This window comes from Bacillus sp. TH19, assembly GCF_016651075.1.
GTDB classification, from domain to species: Bacteria; Bacillota; Bacilli; order Bacillales; family Bacillaceae_G; genus Bacillus_A; species Bacillus_A mycoides.
In genome coordinates this window covers 553,940-574,068 of record NZ_JAEKEO010000007.1, presented here as the reverse complement: position 1 = coordinate 574,068, position 20,129 = coordinate 553,940, and the positions used below count along the sequence as shown (strand labels likewise).

Genomic DNA, 20,129 nt, shown 5'->3' with positions numbered 1-20,129 from the left:
ATATAAAACAATATACGAGGAGAGAAAAAATGAACCAACGTGTAGAATTTGTTGACGCCATTCGTGGTTTCGCTTTATTTGGCATTTTACTTGTTAATATAACATTAATTCAATTCGGGTTATTCGCTAATGAAAAACCCGCTTATATTTTCGGAAAACTCGATGAAAGTGCTAATTGGTTTATTCAATTTTTCGGCACACAGAATTTTATTTCCCTATTCTCTTTTTTATTTGGGCTTAGCATTATTTTGTTACAAAAAAGTATTATCGCAAAAGGAAAAAAGTTTTTCCCTACATATATAAGGCGTATTAGCATTCTTTTACTACTAGGCTACATTCACGGCACTTTTGTTTGGGAGGGAGATATTTTATTTGCCTACGGGATTGTCGGGATTTTCTTAATGATGTTCATCAATCGAAAACCAAAAACGTTACTCATTTGGGCATCCATTTTATTAGCACTCATTATGTTCGCATCTTATCAATCTGAACCAACATCAAACACATTCAATGATGTCGCACCTTATATTGAAAAAGAGCATAAAGTTCATGAAACTGGAAACTATATGGATCATATCAACTTTAGATTAACTGAAAATCCTTTTGATTACATGGGAATTAACGGTGTCTTCGGATTAGTTATCCTGTCAATTTTCGCATTAATTTTTATGTCTCCACTCTTCTTACTCGGCATGTACGTAGGAAAAAAGGGATGGCTATTTGAGATTGATAAACATATACCTGCTGTCAAAAAGATCTGGCTTATTACTGGTATTTTTTCTTTTACAATCAAAATTTTAACCATGTTCGTAAAACATCCGATTTTAATTATGTTACAAGATGGCCTTACACCCGTAACCATGACCTTCCTTTACGGAAGCACAATTACTTTATTGTTCCATTACAAAAAAGCATCGCGCTTACTAACATACATGGCGAACATGGGAAAAATGTCAGTTAGTAATTACTTAGCACAATCTATTATTGCAACAACCATTTTTTACGCATATGGGTTTGGCTTATACGGTAAAATCGGCTATTTCTTCGGTATTCTTTTAACCATTGGAATTTATACGATTCAATTATTCGTTAGTACCTATTGGCTACAGCAATACCGAATGGGGCCTGTAGAATATGTGTGGAGACTGGGAACTTATTTAAAAAGACCACGATTTAAAAAAGACTTGGATAAAGTAAGTTAAACAAGCAATGAGCTTAGACTCATTGCTTGTTTATTTTTTCTCGAAGCTTAATGAGCTTGGGCAAATCCTTCTTATAAAGACTTGAAATTTTTTCGACAAATTCACTGTTAGTAAAGGTTCCATCTCCATCCTCTACTATGCTCAAATATCCGTGTATCAATTTCAAAAATGCTCTAGCATCTTCTCCGGTTAACTTATCAATATTCTCAATAACCTCATCAAGCTCTTTTAAGTTGTCTCGCTCTTTCATCATAATTCCGCCCACTGCCTTATTATATTTATCATACCCAAACAAAAAAGCCGTTCATCCTCTAGGCGAGAGATAAACGACTTCTTTGTTATTTATTAAAGCATAACCCCAACGATAATCGCTGATAATATACTTACTAACGTTGCACCATATACAAGTTTTAGTCCGAATGATGATACAACATTTGCTTGTTTGCCATCGATACTCTTCGTTGCACCTGCGATAATTCCGATAGATGAGAAGTTCGCAAATGATACAAGGAAGATTGATAAAATACCTACTGTACGGGCTGATAACTCACCAGCTACTTTTCCTAGATCAAGCATCGCAACAAATTCGTTCGTTACTAATTTCGTTGCCATAATTTGTCCCGCTGCTAGCATCTCTGATGTTGGAATACCCATTACGAATGCTAATGGTGAGAAAACATATCCTAAAATGCTTTGGAATGTGATTCCGAAAATTGAATCGAATACACCGTTAATTGCTGTAATTAATGCTACGAAACCGATTAACATTGCCGCTACTGTTACAGCGATAGAGAAACCAAGCATAATATATTCGCCTAACATTTCAAAGAATGTTTGTTTTTTATCTTCTTGTAATTCTAAAATGTCGTCTTCTTCTTTTACGTCATATGGATTAATAATATGAACGATAATGAATCCACTAAATAAGTTTAATACAAGTGCTGTTACTACATATTTTGGATCAATCATTTTCATGTAAGAACCGACGATTGACATCGATACTGTTGACATGGAAGATGCACAAAGTGTGTATAAACGATTTTTCGGTAATTTGCTTAGTTGATCTTTTACTGTAATGAATACTTCACCTTGACCAACGATTGCAGCTGCTACTGCGTTATATGATTCAAGTTTTCCTAAACCGTTAATTTTACTTAATACGAAACCGACTGCACGAATGATAATCGGTAAAACTTTAATATGTTGTAAGATTCCAATTAGTACTGCTAAGAAAATAATTGGTAATAATACTGTTAAGAAGAATGGTGCTTGTCCATCATTTGCTAGACCACCAAATACGAAATTAACCCCTGCTTCCGCAAATTTTAAAATAGCGCCAAATCCATCTGCAATCCCTTTTACTAATACAAATCCGACCTTTGTATTTAGTAAGAAATACGCAAGTACCAATTGAATGACAAGCATAAGTGCAATTGGTTTATATTTAATTTTCTTACGATCTGAACTGATAAGGAACCCTAGTACAAATACTACAAGTAAACCGACTAGAAACATTACGATTTTCATATGTGAATCCTCCACTTCTCCCACGAGTTATCGGTCGTATAACGAATGACGTCTGACCATTGATGTTAAAAAAATTTAAAACCCCTAAATATTATTCAACTGTTTTCTAAAATCAGTAAGCGTTTACATAAATTGCAATTTATAAAAGGTAGCTTCTTCTCTCCTACCATACTTGAAAGTCTGAAATTGATACCACCTACAAATCAAATTGTAAGCGTTATCTAATCGAAATGCAATATAAATTTTAAAAGATTTTTATATGTTAATATATTCCTAACTAATTGGTTTTTTCATGCAAATTTACCATAAAAAATAGCCCTAGCTATAAGCTAGGGCCATCTTTGTTTATAACATAACACCAACGATAATCGCGGATAAAAGACTTACTAATGTCGCACCGTATACAAGTCGTAATCCGAATGATGAAACAACGTTTGATTGGTTTTCATCGATCCCTTTCGTTGCACCTGCAATAATTCCGATAGATGAGAAGTTCGCGAATGATACAAGGAATACAGAAAGAATACCAACTGTACGAGCTGATAAATCACCAGCTACTTTTCCTAGATCAAGCATCGCAACAAACTCGTTTGATACTAATTTTGTTGCCATAATTTGTCCCGCTGTTACCATTTCTGCTTGCGGGATACCCATTACGAATGCTAATGGAGAGAAAATATATCCTAAAATAGCTTGGAATGTAATACCGAACACTGAATCAAACAAGCTATTGATTGCTGTAATTAATGCTACGAAACCAAGTAACATTGCTGCTACCGTAATCGCAATCGTGAAACCAAGCATAATATATTCGCTTAACATTTCAAAGAATGACTGTTTTTTCTTATTTTCTAACTTCAGTGTATCTTCTTCTTCTGTAATATCGTACGGGTTAATAATATGAATGATAATGAAACCACTAAATAAATTTAATACAAGTGCTGTTACTACATATTTTGGTTCAATCATTTTCATATAAGAACCAACGATCGACATCGATACTGTCGACATGGAAGATGCACATAGTGTATATAAACGATGTTTTGGGATTTTACTTAATTGATCTTTTACTGTAATAAATACTTCTGCTTGCCCAACAATTGCGGCCGCTACTGCATTATATGATTCTAATTTTCCTAAACCATTTACTTTACTTAGCATAGTACCAATAGCACGAATAAATATCGGTAAAATTTTAAAGTGTTGCAGAATTCCGATTAACACTGCAAAGAATACGATTGGTAATAAAGCTGTTAAGAAGAATGAAACCTCTCCTTTATTAACAAGACCACCAAATACGAAAACGATTCCAGATTCCGCGTATCCAAGAAGCGCTCCAAATCCATCTGAAATTCCTTTTACTAAAATATAACCAATTGGCGTATTTAATAAGAAATACGTTAACGCTAGCTGAATAACAAGCATAATTGCGATTGGTTTATACTTGATCTTCTTACGATCAGAACTTATAAGAAAGCCGAGTACGAATACAACTAGTAGTCCTACAAGAAACATAACAAACTTCATTAATAAAATCCTCCATTTAACTCTTCATTAACGTTGAACGTCTGACTACTCAAAACAAGGAATAATCCGAACTTTCCATTTCTCCTCCAAAACCTTCAATTGGATATGAAAAACCATAAATTCTCTTGTCTCAAAGCCATTTTCCATTCTAACACAAATTATAACTCACATCCGCATTTTTCTTAAAAAAATACATTTTATTATAAAACACTCATTAATGTTCGTATTTTCCCTCTTCCTTTAGTTTATCACCATAAAAAAAAACGAGCATCAAATTTCTCTGATGCTCGTTCCTTTTTATTATACAGCTTTTTCTTTATCTGCTACTGCTGGCTTGTCCCAGCACTCTGTATTGTTTAAACCCGGAATAGACTCCGCATAAAAGACAGGATCTTTTCCTTGTTTCTTTTGTTTTACGTAATCTGATAATGCCGCAAAAGCATACTTAGAAAGGAATACAATCGCCACTAAGTTAATAATAGCCATGATACCCATGAATAAATCTGCTAAGTCCCAAACAATTTGAATTGTTGCTACAGAACCTAACATAACCATACCAAGTACCGCGATTCGATAAACATTTAGTAAAACTTTACTTCCATTTAAAAACTCAATATTTGTTTCACCATAGTAGTAGTTACCTACTAATGAACTAAATGCAAACAAGAAGATTGCAACTGCTACAAATATAGAAGCCCACGGTCCGATATGTTGACTTAATGCTTGTTGCGTTAATTGAATTCCGTTTAAATCAGCCGCTCCAGGCACATCTGATAATAAAATGATAAATGCTGTACAACTACAAATTAATAATGTATCTGTAAATACCCCTAAAGTTTGAATGAAACCTTGTTTAACTGGGTGCGTTACGTTTGCAGTCGCAGCTGCGTTTGGCGCACTACCCATACCTGCTTCATTTGAGAATAATCCACGTTTTACCCCTAGTAAAATCGCAGCTCCTAATCCCCCGCCCACTACTTCTTTAATTCCGAAAGCATGTAAGAAAATTTCTTTAAATACATATGGAATTGCCGTAATGTTTGTTACAACAACGAATAATGCCACTGCTACATATATAATTGCCATTACTGGAACAATCATTTCAACCGCACGTGCAATACGTTTTACTCCGCCGAAGATAATGATTGCAAGTAAACCAGCCATAAACAGACCTACAAACTTACCATCTGTGTTAAATGCTCCATCAAAAGCCGCGGCTACTGTGTTTGACTGCACGGCGTTGAAAATTAATCCGAAACTAACTGTTATTAGAACAGAGAAGACAACTCCTAGCCAGCGTTTCTTTAAACCCTTTTCCATATAATACGCTGGACCACCGCGGAATGCGTTCCCATCTTTCACTTTATAAATTTGCGCTAATGTGCTCTCTACAAATGCAGAAGCACCCCCAATTACCGCGATTAACCACATCCAAAATACCGCTCCTGGTCCACCTGCTGAGATTGCGATAGCTACACCAGCTAAGTTACCAGTACCTACACGAGAAGCTGTACTCATACAAAAAGCCTGGAATGATGATACACCACTTTTTTCTTTTTGCGCTTTTCTTGTTTTTGAACTCGCTCCATCCCCAAGTAAACGAATCATTTCTCCAAAGTAACGTATTTGAACAAACTTTACTCGGAAAGAAAAATAAAGCCCAAGTCCAATTAGCATTGCAATAATAATATATGACCATAGAACATTATTTATATCCCCAATAACACTAGTTAAAAAATCCATCATTGCGTTCCCCCTCTTCATAACACTAAGAAGATTATATTCTAAAAACTTTTAACAATCAAGAATTTTCGACAAGAAATGTAAGGTTTTATAACATGAAAATGTTAACAATTATAACATCCGTATTTTTTATAAAAATTATATTAATCATCTTTTAGCCTTAATATCATTAATTACAACAAAAAAACGAGCATCGAATTCATCTCGATGCTCGCCTTTTTATTATACTGCTTTTTCTTTATCTGTTACCGCCGGCTTATCCCAACACTCTGTGTTCGTTAAACCAGGAATAGAATCTGCACTGAATACCGGATCTTTTCCTTGTTTCTTTTGTTTCACATAGTCCGCCAACGCAGCATACGCAAATCGGCCAAGAAGTGTAATCGCAATTAAGTTTGTGATTACCATTAGACCCATAAATAAGTCTGCCATATTCCATACAACTTGAAGCGTCGCAATAGAACCGAATAATACCATTCCCACTACCGCAATACGGTAAATCGTTAACCAAGTTTTACTTTGCTTAATAAACTCAATATTCGTTTCACCATAATAGTAGTTTCCTAGAAGTGAACTGAAAGCAAATAAGAAAATGATAATCGCTAAGAAGCTACTTGCCCATGGGCCAATTTGTGAACTTAATGCATTTTGCGTTAATTCAATACCTTCTAAATTTGTTGCTTTATATGCACCAGAACATAGTACGATAAACGCTGTTGATGTACATACTAAGAACGTATCTACTAAAACACCGATTGTTTGAATAAATCCTTGTTTCGCTGGATGCGTTACATCAGCTGTTGCAGCCGCGTTTGGCGCACTACCCATACCTGCTTCATTCGCAAATAATCCGCGCTGAATACCAAACTTCATTGCAGCACCGATACCGCCACCTACAGCTGAATCTAAACCAAATGCCCCTTTAAAGATTTCTGTAAACATATCCGGTATTAAATAATAATTTTTAATAACGACGAAAATTGCTACTGCAATATAAATAAGCGCCATTGGCGGAACGATCATTTCAGACATACGCGCAATACTTTTTACACCACCAAAAATAATAACCGCAACTAATACCGCTAACACAATCCCAACAACGTAACGCTCAATACCAAAAGCATTTTTAAATGCTAATGTAACTGTATTTGCTTGTACGGAGTTGAAAATTAATCCGTAAGTAATTGTAATTAGAATAGAGAACCAAATTCCCATCCAACGTTTATTTAAACCTTTTTCCATATAATAAGCAGGACCACCACGGAAGCCACTGCCATCTTTTATTTTATAAATTTGCGCAAGCGTACTTTCTACGAAACTTGAAGACGCCCCAATAATCGCAATAACCCACATCCAAAATACAGCTCCAGGTCCTCCCATAGAAATAGCTAGCGCTACACCAGCTAAGTTCCCGATACCAATACGAGCTGCTGAACTCATACAAAATGCTTGGAATGACGATACACTTCCCTTTTTACGTGTCTTTCCAGTTAATCCATCACTCATTAATCGAACCATTTCCCCTAAATGAGTAATTTGTACGAATTTCAATTTAATAGAAAAATAAAGACCTAAACCAATTAACATTGCAATAAGAATATATGACCAAAGAATTGTATTCGTTGACGAAACAAATTGCTCTAAAATATCCATACAATTAACCCCTCCTTTTCTCCATAAAACGAATTATATTTAAAAAACATTTAAAAATCAACATTTTTCGACAATTTACGCTTTTCCAAATGTTAGTGATTTATAACGTAACAATCTTTTTATGACTCTCCTCCCTCTAACTGTGCATACTAAAACAAAAAGTAAATCTACAAACTACCCCATTGACAAAAACACCAACCTGTAACTATAATGATTACATCGGGTTGTAACAAACCTTATTACAACAAATTCATTTACTTTCAGATATACACTTTAACAAAACACTTTGGAGGGATTTATTATGAAAATCGGAATCATCGGAGCAACTGGTAAAGCAGGAAGTCGTATTTTAAAAGAAGCATTAGATCGCGGACATGAAGTAACTGCAATCGTAAGAAGCGCTGCAAAAATTACAGAAGAAAATATAAAAGTTTTAGAGAAAGATGTATTCGCTCTTACATCTAATGACCTACAAGCATTTGACGTAGTTGTAAATGCATTCGGCGCTCCAGGAGGCGAAGAACACCTTCACGTAGATGCAGGAAATGTACTAATTGAAGCTATGAAAGGTGCACCAAATACAAAATTACTTGTAGTTGGCGGCGCTGGAAGCTTATTTGTAGACGCAGAGAAAACAACACGCGTATTTGATACGCCAGGTTTCCCAAATGAATACCTTGCAACAGCTCAAAACCAAGGTAAAAACTTAGAAATCTTGCAACAAACTAAAGATATTACTTGGACATTCATCAGCCCTTCTGCACTATTCGCATTAGGAAAACGTACTGGTTCTTATACAGCTGGAAAAGACAACCTTCTTGTTAACTCAAAAGGTGATAGCTACGTAAGTTACGAAGACTTCGCAGTTGCAGCACTTGATGAAATCGAAAATCCAAAACACGTAAACGAACGCTTCACAGTAGTTTCTGAAGCTGAGTAATAGAAAAAAATGCGCGTAGATCCAACATCTACGCGCATTTTTTATTACAATATTCCCTTTACTAGTTCTAATCCACTTTGAGTGATTTTAAATGCAACTTCTGCTGAGGCTACTTGTTCTGCTAACTCATTCTTTTTATACCATTTCAGACGACTTGGTTCTGCATGATACACTTTTACAACATCCCCATACTCAAATGGAGTACCATTTACTTGTTCTGCAAAATTCTTTGAGGTTTCTTGACCGTCTGCTGATATATGCTTTTTCTCATTTCCATTTTGATCATAAATCGTAAAACCTAAATACTGTTCGTTCACAAAACGATAATGAATCACATCATTCGTAAATGTTGCATGTAATTTCTTTTCGTCATGATTTAACGTAACAATAGAACGTGTAACATTGGACACACCTTGATACACCAGGCTATCTCCATACGTCACTTCAATCGGTACTTCTGTTATTGTCTTATTCCCAAAACGATCTTTCGTCTCTACTTTTACTTTTTGCTCACCGATTTTTGTTGTACTAGGTTTTTCCACAAAACCAACTACTTCTCCACCTTTTACTTGAACAAAGTTTTTTGCATCTAATTTTTCAGCTTCTGTTCCGATTGTCACTTTTTGTGGTACTGCTGTTACTTCTTGTAAGCTTTCCAGTTTTTCAAAACCTTTTTCCGTTATTTTAAAGTACAACTCTTGTTCCACGTTCCCTTTACCGTTACCTACAAACTCATTCTTTTGATACCACTTTAATCGATTTGATTCTGCATGATATACCTTAATAACATCACCATATGCGAAGTCTACACCATTCAACTGTTCTGCAAAACTTTCAGAAGTCTCTTGCCCTTCTACCGAAATAACTTTCTTTTCATTTCCATTTTGATCATATAGCGTGATTCCCATATATTTTTCATTCTCAAAACGATAATGAACTTTAGAATCCGTAAATGTTGCCTGTAGCTTTTTCGTATTATGATCCGCAGTTACGACAGAACGCGTTTTATTACCATCACCTTGGAAGACTAAACTATCGCCATACATTACTTCCAATGGCACTTCTGTCACTTTCTTATTTCCAAAACGATCTTTCGTTTCTACCTTTACTTTTTGTTCACCGATTTTTGTTGTATTCGGTTTTTCTACAAATCCGATTACTTCTCCATCTTTCACTTGAACAAAATCTTTTGCTTCTAATCTTTCAGCATCTGTTCCGATTACTACTTTTTGCGGTACTACTGTTACTTCTTGTTGAGCTTCCATTCTCTCAAAGCCCTTTTCTGTTACTTTAAATAATAATTCTTCCTCTACCTTCGCCCTACCTTGGCCGATAAAGTTATTATTTTGATACCAATTAAAGCGATCTGATTCTGCGTGATACACTTTTACAACGTCACCATACTCGAACTCTAACCCATTAATCGATTTTGCGAATTCTTCCGCATTTTCAACACCTTTTACAGTTGCTTTCTTTTTCTCATTTCCATTTGGATCTAGTAATGTGAATTCAAAATACGCATCTTCTTTAAAATAATAATGCACTTGATTAGAATCAGCTGTCGCACTCAACTTTTTCTGATCGTGTTGCAGTGTTACAATCGATTTAATATCAGTACTATAATTGAGCCCTTTGAATACTAAGCTATCACCATAACCAACATTTACTACAACAGGAATTAAATTTTTATTCCCTTTTTCATCTATAATTTCTACTTTTACAGTTTTTTCTCCAACTTCAGGCTTATCTTGCATAATCACACCTGTTGTTTTTACACCTTCTCCTAAATTCTGTACAAGTTCTTTTGCTTTTTTCTCATCATATGTAGTACCAATTACTACATTTTGTATTTTTTCATTATTTGGCTCGCCATATGGAATTTCATATAACTCAGTTTGTTTTTCACGAATTGGATTGCTATCTGTAGATAACCAAACTTCCTTTTCTAATTTTGGTAAATTTAATTTTTCAATCTTCTCTCTAGTATCATCATTTGGAATTATTCCCCATTTATAAAAGAAAGGAATTAAATTTTGCCCAGCTACTTTTGACGTCATGTAAATAAACATCTGCTTTTTCTCTTCATCAGATTTAGGCATTTCTGTATCATGTAACACACGATACATTTGATGTAATTTCGGATAGAACTGGTCTCCATAAGCTAAATGCAACTGCCAAAACATAACTAATTTTTCGAATTCATTCATCTTCTCTTGCGCATTCGGTTTACCTAGATAAGCAAATGCGGCTTCATAACGATTTTCTTGCTCTAACCTTGTTTTATGTCCAAATGCAGTTTGAACTGCTAAAGAATAAATGTTAACGGTTACTTCTCCAAGCCCCTCCCATAACCAAGTGTCCTGTTGATGTTGATGCCCCACTTCATGCCAAGGTCCCCATCCATCCGCAGTTAACTCTTCTAGATTTAGTACTGACTCTAAATTCCCTTTACTATAAGCTGTTCGATAATAAGTCGCATACATATAATTGTCCGTATACCAGTCTTCAACATAATGAATGGAATGTTTGCCTTGATTCGCAACACCCACACCATCTTTTGATAAACCAGATATCTTATGTTCTATATTAATTATTTCATCATGTTTCTTTAATAACGCAGCTGGATCTTCTTGCTTCAAATGTTCCGCCACAGTCTCAGGATGCATAGTTAGTAAACTATTTTCCCCTTTCATCTCGATTGCATATGAATTCGGTGATTCCTTCAACATACGTTTCCAATCTTCTGTCGTATGTTTACCTAAAATAAATAAAGGATTTGGTATACCACCTTTTTTTACTTTAGCAACTACTTCTCCCGTGTTGTGATAATTATAAAAGTATAATAGCCCTCCATTCGGAGAAGAAATTTTATTTTCACCAGGATTTAAATTGAATTGTTTAGGTTCTTCTTTTTCATAAGAATATGTGCCAATATAAGCTTTAATCTTTTGATTCCCATCTACTTGAATAACTACTTCTTCACCTGGCTTTACATAAATACCAGTTGGTTCATAGGGAGAAAAACTCATTCGACGCTGATGCAACTCACGTATCTCTTCTACATCACCTTTTGGCAGCAATTGATACACTCGTTCTTCTTGCTGTTTCTCCTTATCTTCAATCATCATCTCTGCATATACCTTAGGCACTTCAAGACCATACGGAGTTAATAACGTAGCTAAAAAAACTCCAGCTACTAATACCCTACTCTTTTTCTTCTTTGACATAATCTGTGTCCCCTATTCCTTTTTTTAGACAAACTACCCTATACATTCATTTAATTGAAAATCCTATTATTTTTATAAAACCATTTAATGAATAGACTAACACCTCGCGCACCTGTATCCATTACTACCGCATTCCTCTCAATGTATTCAATTTCCTACATTATAAAATTTTTATGTATTGTATCCTCCTCACTTCTTTCTACTTGTGATGAGTTCTCTTCCTACATAAAAAGAGAATAGCAAAAGATGTACTTCAGTCTTGTCATCTATACATCTAAAAATGTGAAAAACAATAGAAACTTACATTTTCTTCATATATGACCATCTATAGGTAGTTTTTCCAACTGAATTTTACACGCTTTCTATTTTGTTGGATAGCCTTTTCAATCAGAATAATGTTACAATTCCGTGAATATAATCCATTAATCGTAACATTCGGATTTCAACATATTTTATATTATTCTAAAATATAGTTTAAACTGTCCCAATATTGTTTTCATGTTATCTATACCCGTTTATTATTTTTAACATATAATTTAACTTCTACTCAGATAAGAAAAAAGCACTGGCAAGCGCCAATGCTTTTTCCACTATCTTTTAATTTGATTCGGTTTATGTGGTTCATTTGGTGTATAGGGTTTATTTGGTTTATTATCATGACCATTTGCTTTCTTCCAACTTACCGCCAACTCTGGACTTGTTTTCTCTTCACTACGCTCAAGTAACACAACTGCATTTTGAATTGTCGGTGTTCCTTTATGCGCGATTCCTTGTAGTTTCGTTAAATTCCCTGATACTTTAAAGCTAAATCCACCCGATGGTGTTTGTTTCGGAATTAAAATGCGGAACTTTTCTCCTACATTAAATTCTGTTTTTCCCTCGCCTTTTTCATTTACGAACTTCGCGCCTTCTGGTGCACCTGTTGCTTGCACTTTATACGTTCCACTTTTTGCATTTGTTTGCACTGTGTATAAACCTGTTTCAAAAAACTCATTTTTTAATACTGCCTCTTGTTCTTCTGATGGTACTACACTCATCGTAATTTCTTGTAGTTCCTCACTAGCGCTTGCTTTTGCAACTATATCTTTCGTTACTTTTTCTACATTTTTATTACGGAAATCTAAATCGTTAATATCAATTTGTTTTAACGCATTCCACACCGCAAGCTGCGTTGCGTAATGTGCCTCTCTCCAATCGGAAACACCTAATTCTTGTGGGCTCTTCTGTGGATACCCGTTTAATAGTACACGATATACGTTAATATCTACTTTACCCATTTCAGGTAAATCTTGGCCGCTCGGAGATTTCAAATCTACATTTAAGCAAAAAGCAATTTTGCCATCTGCTGTTTTAATAAGCTCTGTTCGAATTGGTTTTTTCTTTGACTTACTATAACTCCAATCCATTTGATACTTCGTGTGATCCATAACCTCTGCGGATGCCTTTTGAAGTGGGAATAATAAGTTCGCAAATACAAATAAAACACTCAAAAAAGCGGCCATTAGCTTGAACGATCGTTTTATATTCATGTCTACAACCCCTTATAAAATAACAAATTTACTACTATGTATTATTTAGTTAGAAAAGTTTTTTATGCATAGACAAAGCAAAAAAGAGTGCAAACTTTTTTGCACCCTTTGAACTTACCTCTATTAGAAATCAAAGTTATCAGGATCTGGACCAACGCGGTGGTTCTGATTTAAAGCATCAATCTTTTCCATATCTTCTTTTGTTAATTCGAAGTCGAATATATTAGCATTCGCAATAATACGCTGTTCTTTCGTTGATTTCGGAATCGTTACAACTTCATTTTGAAGATCCCAACGTAAAATGATTTGCGCTGTTGTTTTACCGTACTTATCAGCAACTTCTTGTAAAGTTTCATTATCTAATAATTGCCCTTGCATAAGTGGTGACCATGCTTCCATTTGGATTCCTTGTTCTTTACAGAAAGCTTGTAGTTCTTTCTGCGTTAAACGCGGGTGATACTCTACTTGGTTAATCATCGGCTTAATTTCCGCACCTTCCAGTACGTCTTTCAGATGATGGATTTGGAAGTTACTTACGCCAATTGCACGCACGCGTTCTTCTTTATAAAGTGTTTCTAACGCTCTCCACGAATCTTTATATTTCCCTTCAACAGGCCAATGGACAAGATATAAATCTAAATAATCTAGTTCTAATTTTTTTAAGCTCTCTTCGTATGCAGCAAGTGTCGTTTCATATCCTTGATCTGCGTTCCACACTTTTGAAGTAATGAATAAATCTTCTCGAGAAATTCCTGCTTCTTTTATACCAGCGCGAATGCCTTCTCCAACTGCTTTTTCATTTCCATAAATCGCAGCTGTATCAATGCTACGGTATCCTTCTTTAATGGCTACTTTCACAGCCTCTACAAGTTCCGGTCCATCTTCTACTTTAAATACCCCTAAACCGAACCAAGGCATTTCCACACCGTTATGCAATGTTGTTTTACTTTGTAAATTTTTCATTATATTTTTCTCTCCTTTATTTTGCTTGATCTCTTTTTTCTAAGTTCATACTCCAAGCTGTTAAAATAACAGCGCCTACTACCATAATGCCGCCTACCCAAGCTGTATGAATTAATCCTAACGAGTTCGTTACAATACCGCCCAAATAAGCCCCAAGAGCAATTCCTGCGTTAAATGCTGCAATATTCATTGCTGATGCGATATCAACGGCACTCGGCACGAAACGCTCAGCCAATATAACGACATACACTTGTAGTCCTGGAACATTCATAAACGCGAATAGCCCCATAAAAATAATTGTGATAAGCCCCGCTACTTGAAACGGCGCTGTAAATGTTAGTACGAATAATACAATTGCTTGAATAAAGAACATGTAAAATAGTGCACGAATTGGATTATGATTCGATAATTTTCCGCCGACCATATTCCCAATCGCAATTGCAATCCCGTACACTAACAAAATGATTGTAACGGTACTCGATTTAAATCCTGTTACTTCTTGTAATAGCGGAGATAAATACGTAAATGTTACGAATGTTCCTCCGTATCCTAATGCAGTAATGACGAAAACAAGTAAGAGTCTTCCGTTCGTGATAAGTTTGAATTGATCACGAAATGATACTCGTGTACCCTTTTTTAAGTTAGACGGAATTAACATGCTGTTTGCAACTAAGGCAACAATTCCAATGACCACAATCACCATAAAAGATGCTCTCCAGCCAAATTGTTGACCAATAAACGTTCCAATTGGTACACCTGTAATCGTCGCAACGGTTAAACCAGTAAACATAAATGCTATTGCACTAGCACGTTTATTCTCTGGTACAAGCGCAGCCGCAATTGTGGATCCTATCGACATAAAAACGCCGTGTGCAAACGCAGATACAACCCTCGCCATAAGCAACACAGTAAAACTTGTTGCCACTGCCGCAATTCCATTACCAATAATGAAAATAATCATAATCCACATTAATAACGTCTTTCGCGACATACTAGCTGTTAATGACGTTAATACTGGGGCACCAAACGCTACCCCTAATGCATATAAAGAAACGGTTAAACCCGCTGTTGTAACAGAAACATGTAAATCCTCTGAAATAGATGGTAATAAACCGACACTAATAAATTCGGTTGTACCAATTCCAAACGCACTAATTGCTAGTGCTAATAAAGCAAACATACTTCTTCGATTCGTCTGTACCGCTGAAGAAGATACTGTATATGAATTCAATTGAACTCCTCCTTAATGCGAGAAATCCAATCATAATAGTGTGATAAAAAGGCCTTTTTATCTTCTACAAAAATAATGTTACTGCTGATATATGCTATTATGAATGGCTTCACTCTTTTTTTGAAGAACGCACTTTAAAGTACGATAGGTACCAAAAAGTAACATAGGCACTTTTTAGTACCGTACTACTCATTTCCCTCTTACGTATGCTATTATGGAACATATTCAACATGATAAAAAGTACGTACTTTAAAGTGCTATAGGTACTTTTTAGTAACATTTAAATTATTTGGCTTCTTTTGTTGGAGAACTGAAATCTACATTCATCAAAGGAGATTTTTATATGAAGAAATATAATATTCCCGTTGAAGCGACTTTAGAGGTTATCGGCGGAAAATGGAAAGTCGTTATTCTTTGCCACTTAACGAAAGGTACAAAGAGAACGAGTGAATTAAAACGTCTCATGCCTGGTATTACACAAAAGATGTTAACACAGCAATTACGCGAATTAGAAGAAGACGGAGTTATTCAAAGAAAGGTATACAATCAAGTACCACCGAAAGTAGAATATTCTCTTACAGACTACGGTTGGTCTTTAGAATCCATTCTTGATTCTCTTTGTACTTGGGGCGAATGCCACCTTGAAAAAAGCGGTAACACATCAATGCTAATTACAGAAGGTGAACAATAAAAAAAGGAAAAAATGAACATAAATTTGTCCATTTCCTCCTTTTTTTCTTTATATATATGTACATTTTTAAGATAGATAAAATAATTTATGCGCTTTCATGCCTTGTCAGTACTAGGTTACAGAATCAATATCAAATAATTAGGAATCATTTTTATGTTAACATACGTGTATATAGTATATAATATAGGATATATATTATATACACTTTCCGATAAGGGAACTTTCCATTATGCGGACAAGCCATGTATCGGACAGTTCATAAATAATAGGTAGGACATTATGGTTTTGGATTTATGATTTCAGCTTACTTGCTGTCATAAATTTAAAGGCATTTTATTGTGCTTTGTGAAACTTTGTATAAAGTTTCGCAAGTGTTTACTATCTTATCTATCAAAAATAAGAGTATTGCTATCGTAAAGGAGAATTGGAGATGCCAGAAACTATGACTCAAACAAAGCCAGAACAAGAAACTGTACAAATTTCTGCTAGCCAAGGACAACTTGATGTACTTGATCAGTTGTTAAAACCTGAGGTACAAGAATCATTAACAACACTAGTGGAACAGCTTCCAAAATTAACTGAGCTTGTTAACATTTTAACTAAGTCTTATGACTTCGCTCAAACTGTTGCTACTGATGAAGTATTAAAAAGCGACACTGTTAGTGCAATCACAGAGCTTGTAGAACCTGTAAAAGATACAGTGAAAAGCATGGCTGCAACTGCTATCGAAGCGAAAGATCGTGCTGATGAAAGCAACGAAGTTATCGGCCTGTTCGGTCTATTAAAATTACTAAAAGACCCACAAGCACAAAAAATGTTCCGTTTTGTGAACGCATACCTTCAAATTAGTGCAGAACGTAATAATAAATAATTTAACTTATAACAACAATTAGTAAAGACGGGGGATAACATACTATGTCAAAACAAATTGTCATCTTAGGCGCTGGTTATGGCGGTCTTCTTGCCGCTTTAAACGTACGTAAATACTACAGCAAATCAGAAGCACAAGTTACAGTGATTAACCAATACCCAACGCACCAAATCATCACTGAACTACACCGCCTTGCAGCTGGTAACGTTGCTGAGCAAGCAATTGCAATGCCACTTACAAAGCTTTTCAAAGGTAAAGACATCGATCTTAAAATTGCAACAGTTGAGTCATTCTCAGTTGATAGCAAAGAAATCAAACTAGCTGGTGGCACTACTTTATCTTACGATGCACTTGTAGTTGCTTTAGGAAGTAAAACTGCTTACTTCGGTATTCCAGGACTAGAAGAAAACAGCATGGTATTAAAATCTGCTGCTGATGCAAACAAAATCTACAAACACGTTGAAGACCGTATTCGTGAATACGCTAAAACGAAAAACGAAGCTGATGCTACAATCGTAATCGGTGGTGGCGGATTAACTGGTGTTGAGCTAGTTGGTGAGCTTGCTGACATTATGCCTAAACTTGCAAAAAGCCACGGCGTAAATCCAAAAGAAGTTAAACTTCTTCTTGTTGAAGCAGGTCCAAAAATCCTTCCAGTATTACCAGACCACTTAATCGAACGTGCAACTGCTAGCTTAGAAGCACGCGGTGTTACATTCTTAACAGGTCTTCCTGTAACAAACGTTGCTGGTAATGAAATCGACTTAAAAGACGGTCAAAAAATCGTTGCTAACACATTCGTTTGGACAGGCGGCGTACAAGGTAACCCATTAATTGGTGAATCAGGTCTTGAAGTAAACCGCGGTCGTGCAACTGTTAATGCACATCTACAATCTACTTCTCACAAAGACGTATTCGTTGCTGGAGACAGCGCTGTTGTCTTCTCTCCAGACGGTCGTCCATACCCACCAACTGCACAAATCGCTTGGCAAATGGGTGAGTTAATTGGATACAACTTATACGCAGCACTAGAAGGCAAAGCATTCGAAGAGTTCGCACCTATCAACTCTGGAACACTTGCTAGTCTAGGACGTAAAGATGCTGTTGCTACAATCGGAGCAAGCAATACTCCGCTTAAAGGTTTACCAGCATCATTAATGAAAGAAGCAAGTAACGTTCGTTACTTATCACACATTAAAGGTCTATTCAGCTTAGCATACTAATCTGAATATAAGCCCGAATCATGCCCTGCATGGTTCGGGCTATTTTTATCCCGCTATTTGCGGGCTGATAATCAGTGGGGATGAACAAAACCCCCCACTGATTAAAGTTTCACTTTATCCGTAATTTTCTCTAACTTATTTATTCGACAAAAGAATAATATAACCTCTTTAATTATCGAAATATACTGACTTTTTTACATCGAAATTGTGTATATGAAAAGAGCGGAAGTAGATATCTTCCCTACTTCCGCTCTTTCACAAGAACTATTCTCCTAATTCCACTAAGCTGTAGTTCTTCTTCCCTTTACGAATAATGATGAATCGTCCATCAAATGAATTTTCTACAGTAACATCTGTACCCACATCCGTTACTTTTTCACCATTCATAGATATAGCCCCATTATTAATATCTTCACGCGCTTGACGTCTAGAAGGTTCAATTCTTAAATCAACTAGCCACTCTACGATATTTTTCGTCTCTTTTGAAGATTGGAATGTCGGCATCTCTTTAAAGCCTTGTTCAATTTCATCAGCTGTTAACGACTTAATATCTCCGCTAAATAACGCTGCTGTAATTTTCACTGCCTGTAAAAATGCTTCTTCTCCATGAACGAATTTCGTCATTTCTTCTGCTAATACTTTTTGTGCTTCACGTTTATGAGGCTCTGTTTCTACCTTCGCTGCTAATTCATCAATTCGCTCTTTCGTTAAGAACGTAAAGTATTTCAAGTATTTAATTACATCACGGTCATCTGTATTCACCCAGAACTGGTAAAATTCAAACGGTGTTGTCTTTTCCGGATCAAGCCAAATAGCACCACCTGCTGATTTACCAAACTTCGTACCATCTGATTTTAATAATAATGGAATCGTTAATCCGAATACTTTCGCTTCATGACCTTCTAACTTACGAATTAAATCTAAACCACTCGTAATATTTCCCCATTGATCACTACCACCAATTTGCAATTGAACATCTTCTTTTGTGTATAAATGATGAAAATCCATCGCTTGCAAGATTTGGTACGTGAATTCTGTGAAAGAAATCCCTGTATCTAAACGACTTGCGACAATATCTTTCGCTAACATGCTATTTATGCTAAAGTTTTTTCCGTAATCACGTAAAAACTCGATAATGTTTATTTTATGTGTCCAGTCATAGTTATTTACCATCTTCACTTCGCTATTCCCGCCAAAGTCAAATAGCTTTTTCATTTGCGCTGTTAACGCATCTACATTATGCTGCACCACTTCTAAAGTTTGCAGTTGACGCTCTGATTGACGTCCACTTGGATCACCAATTGTTCCTGTTGCCCCGCCAATTAAAATAACCGGATGATGACCAGCTAATTGGAATCTCTTCATCATCATAAACGGAATCAAATGTCCGATATGCATACTATCACCAGTCGGATCAACTCCGCAGTATAGTGAAATCTTTTTCTCTTCTACTAACTTACGTAAACCTTCTTCATCTGTCTGCTGATTCACAGCACCGCGCCATTCTAATTCATCAATAATATTCATCTTTTGTCATCCCCTTTATTTTTTTGAAAACAAAAAAGCCCCTATGTCTACAATAGACATAGGGACGATCATTCACCGTGTTACCACCCAGTTTGCATAAATAGCATAGCTATTCATACCACTCTTAGCAATAATATCGATTGCTAGTCCGCTTAGCGTTACCTAAGATACTCCAGAGTGTAATTCACAAGTTTGTTTGTGCTAGGTTCCAGCAATCCCTAGCTCTCTTTAATAACAGTGACAAACTGCTACTGGGCTCTTTCAACGTATATTTT

Annotated in this window: 15 protein-coding genes and 1 other annotated feature; of the genes, 5 read left to right on the top strand and 10 right to left on the bottom strand. The window is 35.7% G+C overall.

Annotation, left to right across the window (positions count from 1 at the left end):
- The first annotated feature begins 29 nt into the window (after positions 1-29).
- A complete protein-coding gene (locus tag JFU54_RS06530; protein WP_201064021.1) occupies positions 30-1,202 on the top strand; it encodes a DUF418 domain-containing protein in 1,173 nt (390 codons plus the stop codon).
- A 19-nt stretch (positions 1,203-1,221) separates the two neighbouring features.
- Here the strand turns inward: JFU54_RS06530 and JFU54_RS06525 are convergent, their stop codons facing one another.
- From JFU54_RS06525 to JFU54_RS06505, 5 genes are all read right to left on the bottom strand, one after another.
- Positions 1,222-1,452, bottom strand: a complete 231-nt coding sequence (locus tag JFU54_RS06525; protein ID WP_078175914.1) for a hypothetical protein — start codon at positions 1,450-1,452, stop codon at positions 1,222-1,224.
- A 95-nt stretch (positions 1,453-1,547) separates the two neighbouring features.
- Positions 1,548-2,729 carry a NupC/NupG family nucleoside CNT transporter gene (locus JFU54_RS06520; protein ID WP_201064020.1) on the bottom strand — a complete coding sequence of 394 codons (1,182 nt, stop codon included), beginning with the start codon at positions 2,727-2,729 and terminating at the stop codon, positions 1,548-1,550.
- 345 nt (positions 2,730-3,074) lie between these two features.
- Entirely contained in the window at positions 3,075-4,256 is a 1,182-nt protein-coding gene (locus tag JFU54_RS06515; RefSeq protein ID WP_002089478.1) for a NupC/NupG family nucleoside CNT transporter, read from the bottom strand.
- A gap of 300 nt (positions 4,257-4,556) precedes the next feature.
- A complete protein-coding gene (locus JFU54_RS06510; RefSeq protein WP_033708503.1) occupies positions 4,557-5,999 on the bottom strand; it encodes an alanine/glycine:cation symporter family protein in 1,443 nt (480 codons plus the stop codon).
- 222 nt (positions 6,000-6,221) lie between these two features.
- The gene (locus JFU54_RS06505) at positions 6,222-7,652 is read right to left on the bottom strand and encodes an alanine/glycine:cation symporter family protein (RefSeq protein ID WP_012261958.1); all 1,431 of its coding nucleotides are present in this window, start codon (positions 7,650-7,652) and stop codon (positions 6,222-6,224) included.
- Between the two features lie 301 nt (positions 7,653-7,953).
- Here JFU54_RS06505 and JFU54_RS06500 point away from each other — a divergent pair, with 301 nt between their 5' ends.
- Positions 7,954-8,592 carry an NAD(P)-dependent oxidoreductase gene (locus JFU54_RS06500; RefSeq protein ID WP_159147230.1) on the top strand — a complete coding sequence of 213 codons (639 nt, stop codon included), beginning with the start codon at positions 7,954-7,956 and terminating at the stop codon, positions 8,590-8,592.
- Between the two features lie 44 nt (positions 8,593-8,636).
- Here the strand turns inward: JFU54_RS06500 and JFU54_RS06495 are convergent, their stop codons facing one another.
- The 4 genes from JFU54_RS06495 to JFU54_RS06480 all read right to left on the bottom strand — a co-directional run bounded on the left by JFU54_RS06495 (position 8,637) and on the right by JFU54_RS06480 (position 15,491).
- Positions 8,637-11,819: a putative mucin/carbohydrate-binding domain-containing protein gene (locus tag JFU54_RS06495; protein ID WP_201064019.1), complete on the bottom strand. Its 3,183-nt coding sequence runs from the start codon at positions 11,817-11,819 to the stop codon at positions 8,637-8,639.
- Between the two features lie 590 nt (positions 11,820-12,409).
- Entirely contained in the window at positions 12,410-13,348 is a 939-nt protein-coding gene (locus tag JFU54_RS06490; protein ID WP_002129843.1) for a thioester domain-containing protein, read from the bottom strand.
- Positions 13,349-13,471: 123 nt separating this feature from the next.
- Entirely contained in the window at positions 13,472-14,311 is an 840-nt protein-coding gene (locus JFU54_RS06485) for an aldo/keto reductase (RefSeq protein ID WP_002068247.1), read from the bottom strand.
- Positions 14,312-14,327: 16 nt separating this feature from the next.
- On the bottom strand, positions 14,328-15,491 hold the full coding sequence (locus tag JFU54_RS06480) for an MFS transporter (protein WP_161939635.1): 1,164 nt from the start codon (positions 15,489-15,491) through the stop codon (positions 14,328-14,330).
- Between the two features lie 394 nt (positions 15,492-15,885).
- On the opposite strand from JFU54_RS06480, the gene JFU54_RS06475 reads away from it, so the two are divergent.
- The 3 genes from JFU54_RS06475 (at position 15,886) to JFU54_RS06465 (ending at position 18,327) form a co-directional block, all read left to right on the top strand.
- On the top strand, positions 15,886-16,233 hold the full coding sequence (locus JFU54_RS06475; RefSeq protein WP_000760478.1) for a winged helix-turn-helix transcriptional regulator: 348 nt from the start codon (positions 15,886-15,888) through the stop codon (positions 16,231-16,233).
- A gap of 430 nt (positions 16,234-16,663) precedes the next feature.
- The gene (locus JFU54_RS06470) at positions 16,664-17,104 is read left to right on the top strand and encodes a DUF1641 domain-containing protein (RefSeq protein ID WP_002016003.1); all 441 of its coding nucleotides are present in this window, start codon (positions 16,664-16,666) and stop codon (positions 17,102-17,104) included.
- Positions 17,105-17,148: 44 nt separating this feature from the next.
- A complete protein-coding gene (locus JFU54_RS06465) occupies positions 17,149-18,327 on the top strand; it encodes an NAD(P)/FAD-dependent oxidoreductase (protein WP_201064018.1) in 1,179 nt (392 codons plus the stop codon).
- Between the two features lie 264 nt (positions 18,328-18,591).
- Here JFU54_RS06465 and tyrS read toward each other — a convergent pair whose 3' ends face one another.
- Entirely contained in the window at positions 18,592-19,854 is a 1,263-nt protein-coding gene (tyrS, locus tag JFU54_RS06460; RefSeq protein ID WP_201064016.1) for a tyrosine--tRNA ligase, read from the bottom strand.
- Positions 19,855-19,911: 57 nt separating this feature from the next.
- Positions 19,912-20,128 (bottom strand) — a binding site (T-box leader).
- Position 20,129: the final 1 nt, after the last annotated feature.

What these genes read in the sequence shown, in the direction of transcription:
- tyrS (WP_201064016.1), bottom strand. Translation starts at nt 19,854, where the DNA reads ATGAATATTATTGATGAATTAGAATGGCGCGGTGCTGTGAATCAGCAG.
- JFU54_RS06520 (WP_201064020.1), bottom strand. Translation starts at nt 2,729, where the DNA reads ATGAAAATCGTAATGTTTCTAGTCGGTTTACTTGTAGTATTTGTACTA.
- JFU54_RS06505 (WP_012261958.1), bottom strand. Translation starts at nt 7,652, where the DNA reads ATGGATATTTTAGAGCAATTTGTTTCGTCAACGAATACAATTCTTTGG.
- JFU54_RS06500 (WP_159147230.1), top strand. Translation starts at nt 7,954, where the DNA reads ATGAAAATCGGAATCATCGGAGCAACTGGTAAAGCAGGAAGTCGTATT.
- JFU54_RS06485 (WP_002068247.1), bottom strand. Translation starts at nt 14,311, where the DNA reads ATGAAAAATTTACAAAGTAAAACAACATTGCATAACGGTGTGGAAATG.
- JFU54_RS06525 (WP_078175914.1), bottom strand. Translation starts at nt 1,452, where the DNA reads ATGAAAGAGCGAGACAACTTAAAAGAGCTTGATGAGGTTATTGAGAAT.
- JFU54_RS06495 (WP_201064019.1), bottom strand. Translation starts at nt 11,819, where the DNA reads ATGTCAAAGAAGAAAAAGAGTAGGGTATTAGTAGCTGGAGTTTTTTTA.
- JFU54_RS06510 (WP_033708503.1), bottom strand. Translation starts at nt 5,999, where the DNA reads ATGGATTTTTTAACTAGTGTTATTGGGGATATAAATAATGTTCTATGG.
- JFU54_RS06480 (WP_161939635.1), bottom strand. Translation starts at nt 15,491, where the DNA reads ATGTTTGCTTTATTAGCACTAGCAATTAGTGCGTTTGGAATTGGTACA.
- JFU54_RS06490 (WP_002129843.1), bottom strand. Translation starts at nt 13,348, where the DNA reads ATGAATATAAAACGATCGTTCAAGCTAATGGCCGCTTTTTTGAGTGTT.
- JFU54_RS06475 (WP_000760478.1), top strand. Translation starts at nt 15,886, where the DNA reads ATGAAGAAATATAATATTCCCGTTGAAGCGACTTTAGAGGTTATCGGC.
- JFU54_RS06465 (WP_201064018.1), top strand. Translation starts at nt 17,149, where the DNA reads ATGTCAAAACAAATTGTCATCTTAGGCGCTGGTTATGGCGGTCTTCTT.
- JFU54_RS06530 (WP_201064021.1), top strand. Translation starts at nt 30, where the DNA reads ATGAACCAACGTGTAGAATTTGTTGACGCCATTCGTGGTTTCGCTTTA.
- JFU54_RS06470 (WP_002016003.1), top strand. Translation starts at nt 16,664, where the DNA reads ATGCCAGAAACTATGACTCAAACAAAGCCAGAACAAGAAACTGTACAA.
- JFU54_RS06515 (WP_002089478.1), bottom strand. Translation starts at nt 4,256, where the DNA reads ATGAAGTTTGTTATGTTTCTTGTAGGACTACTAGTTGTATTCGTACTC.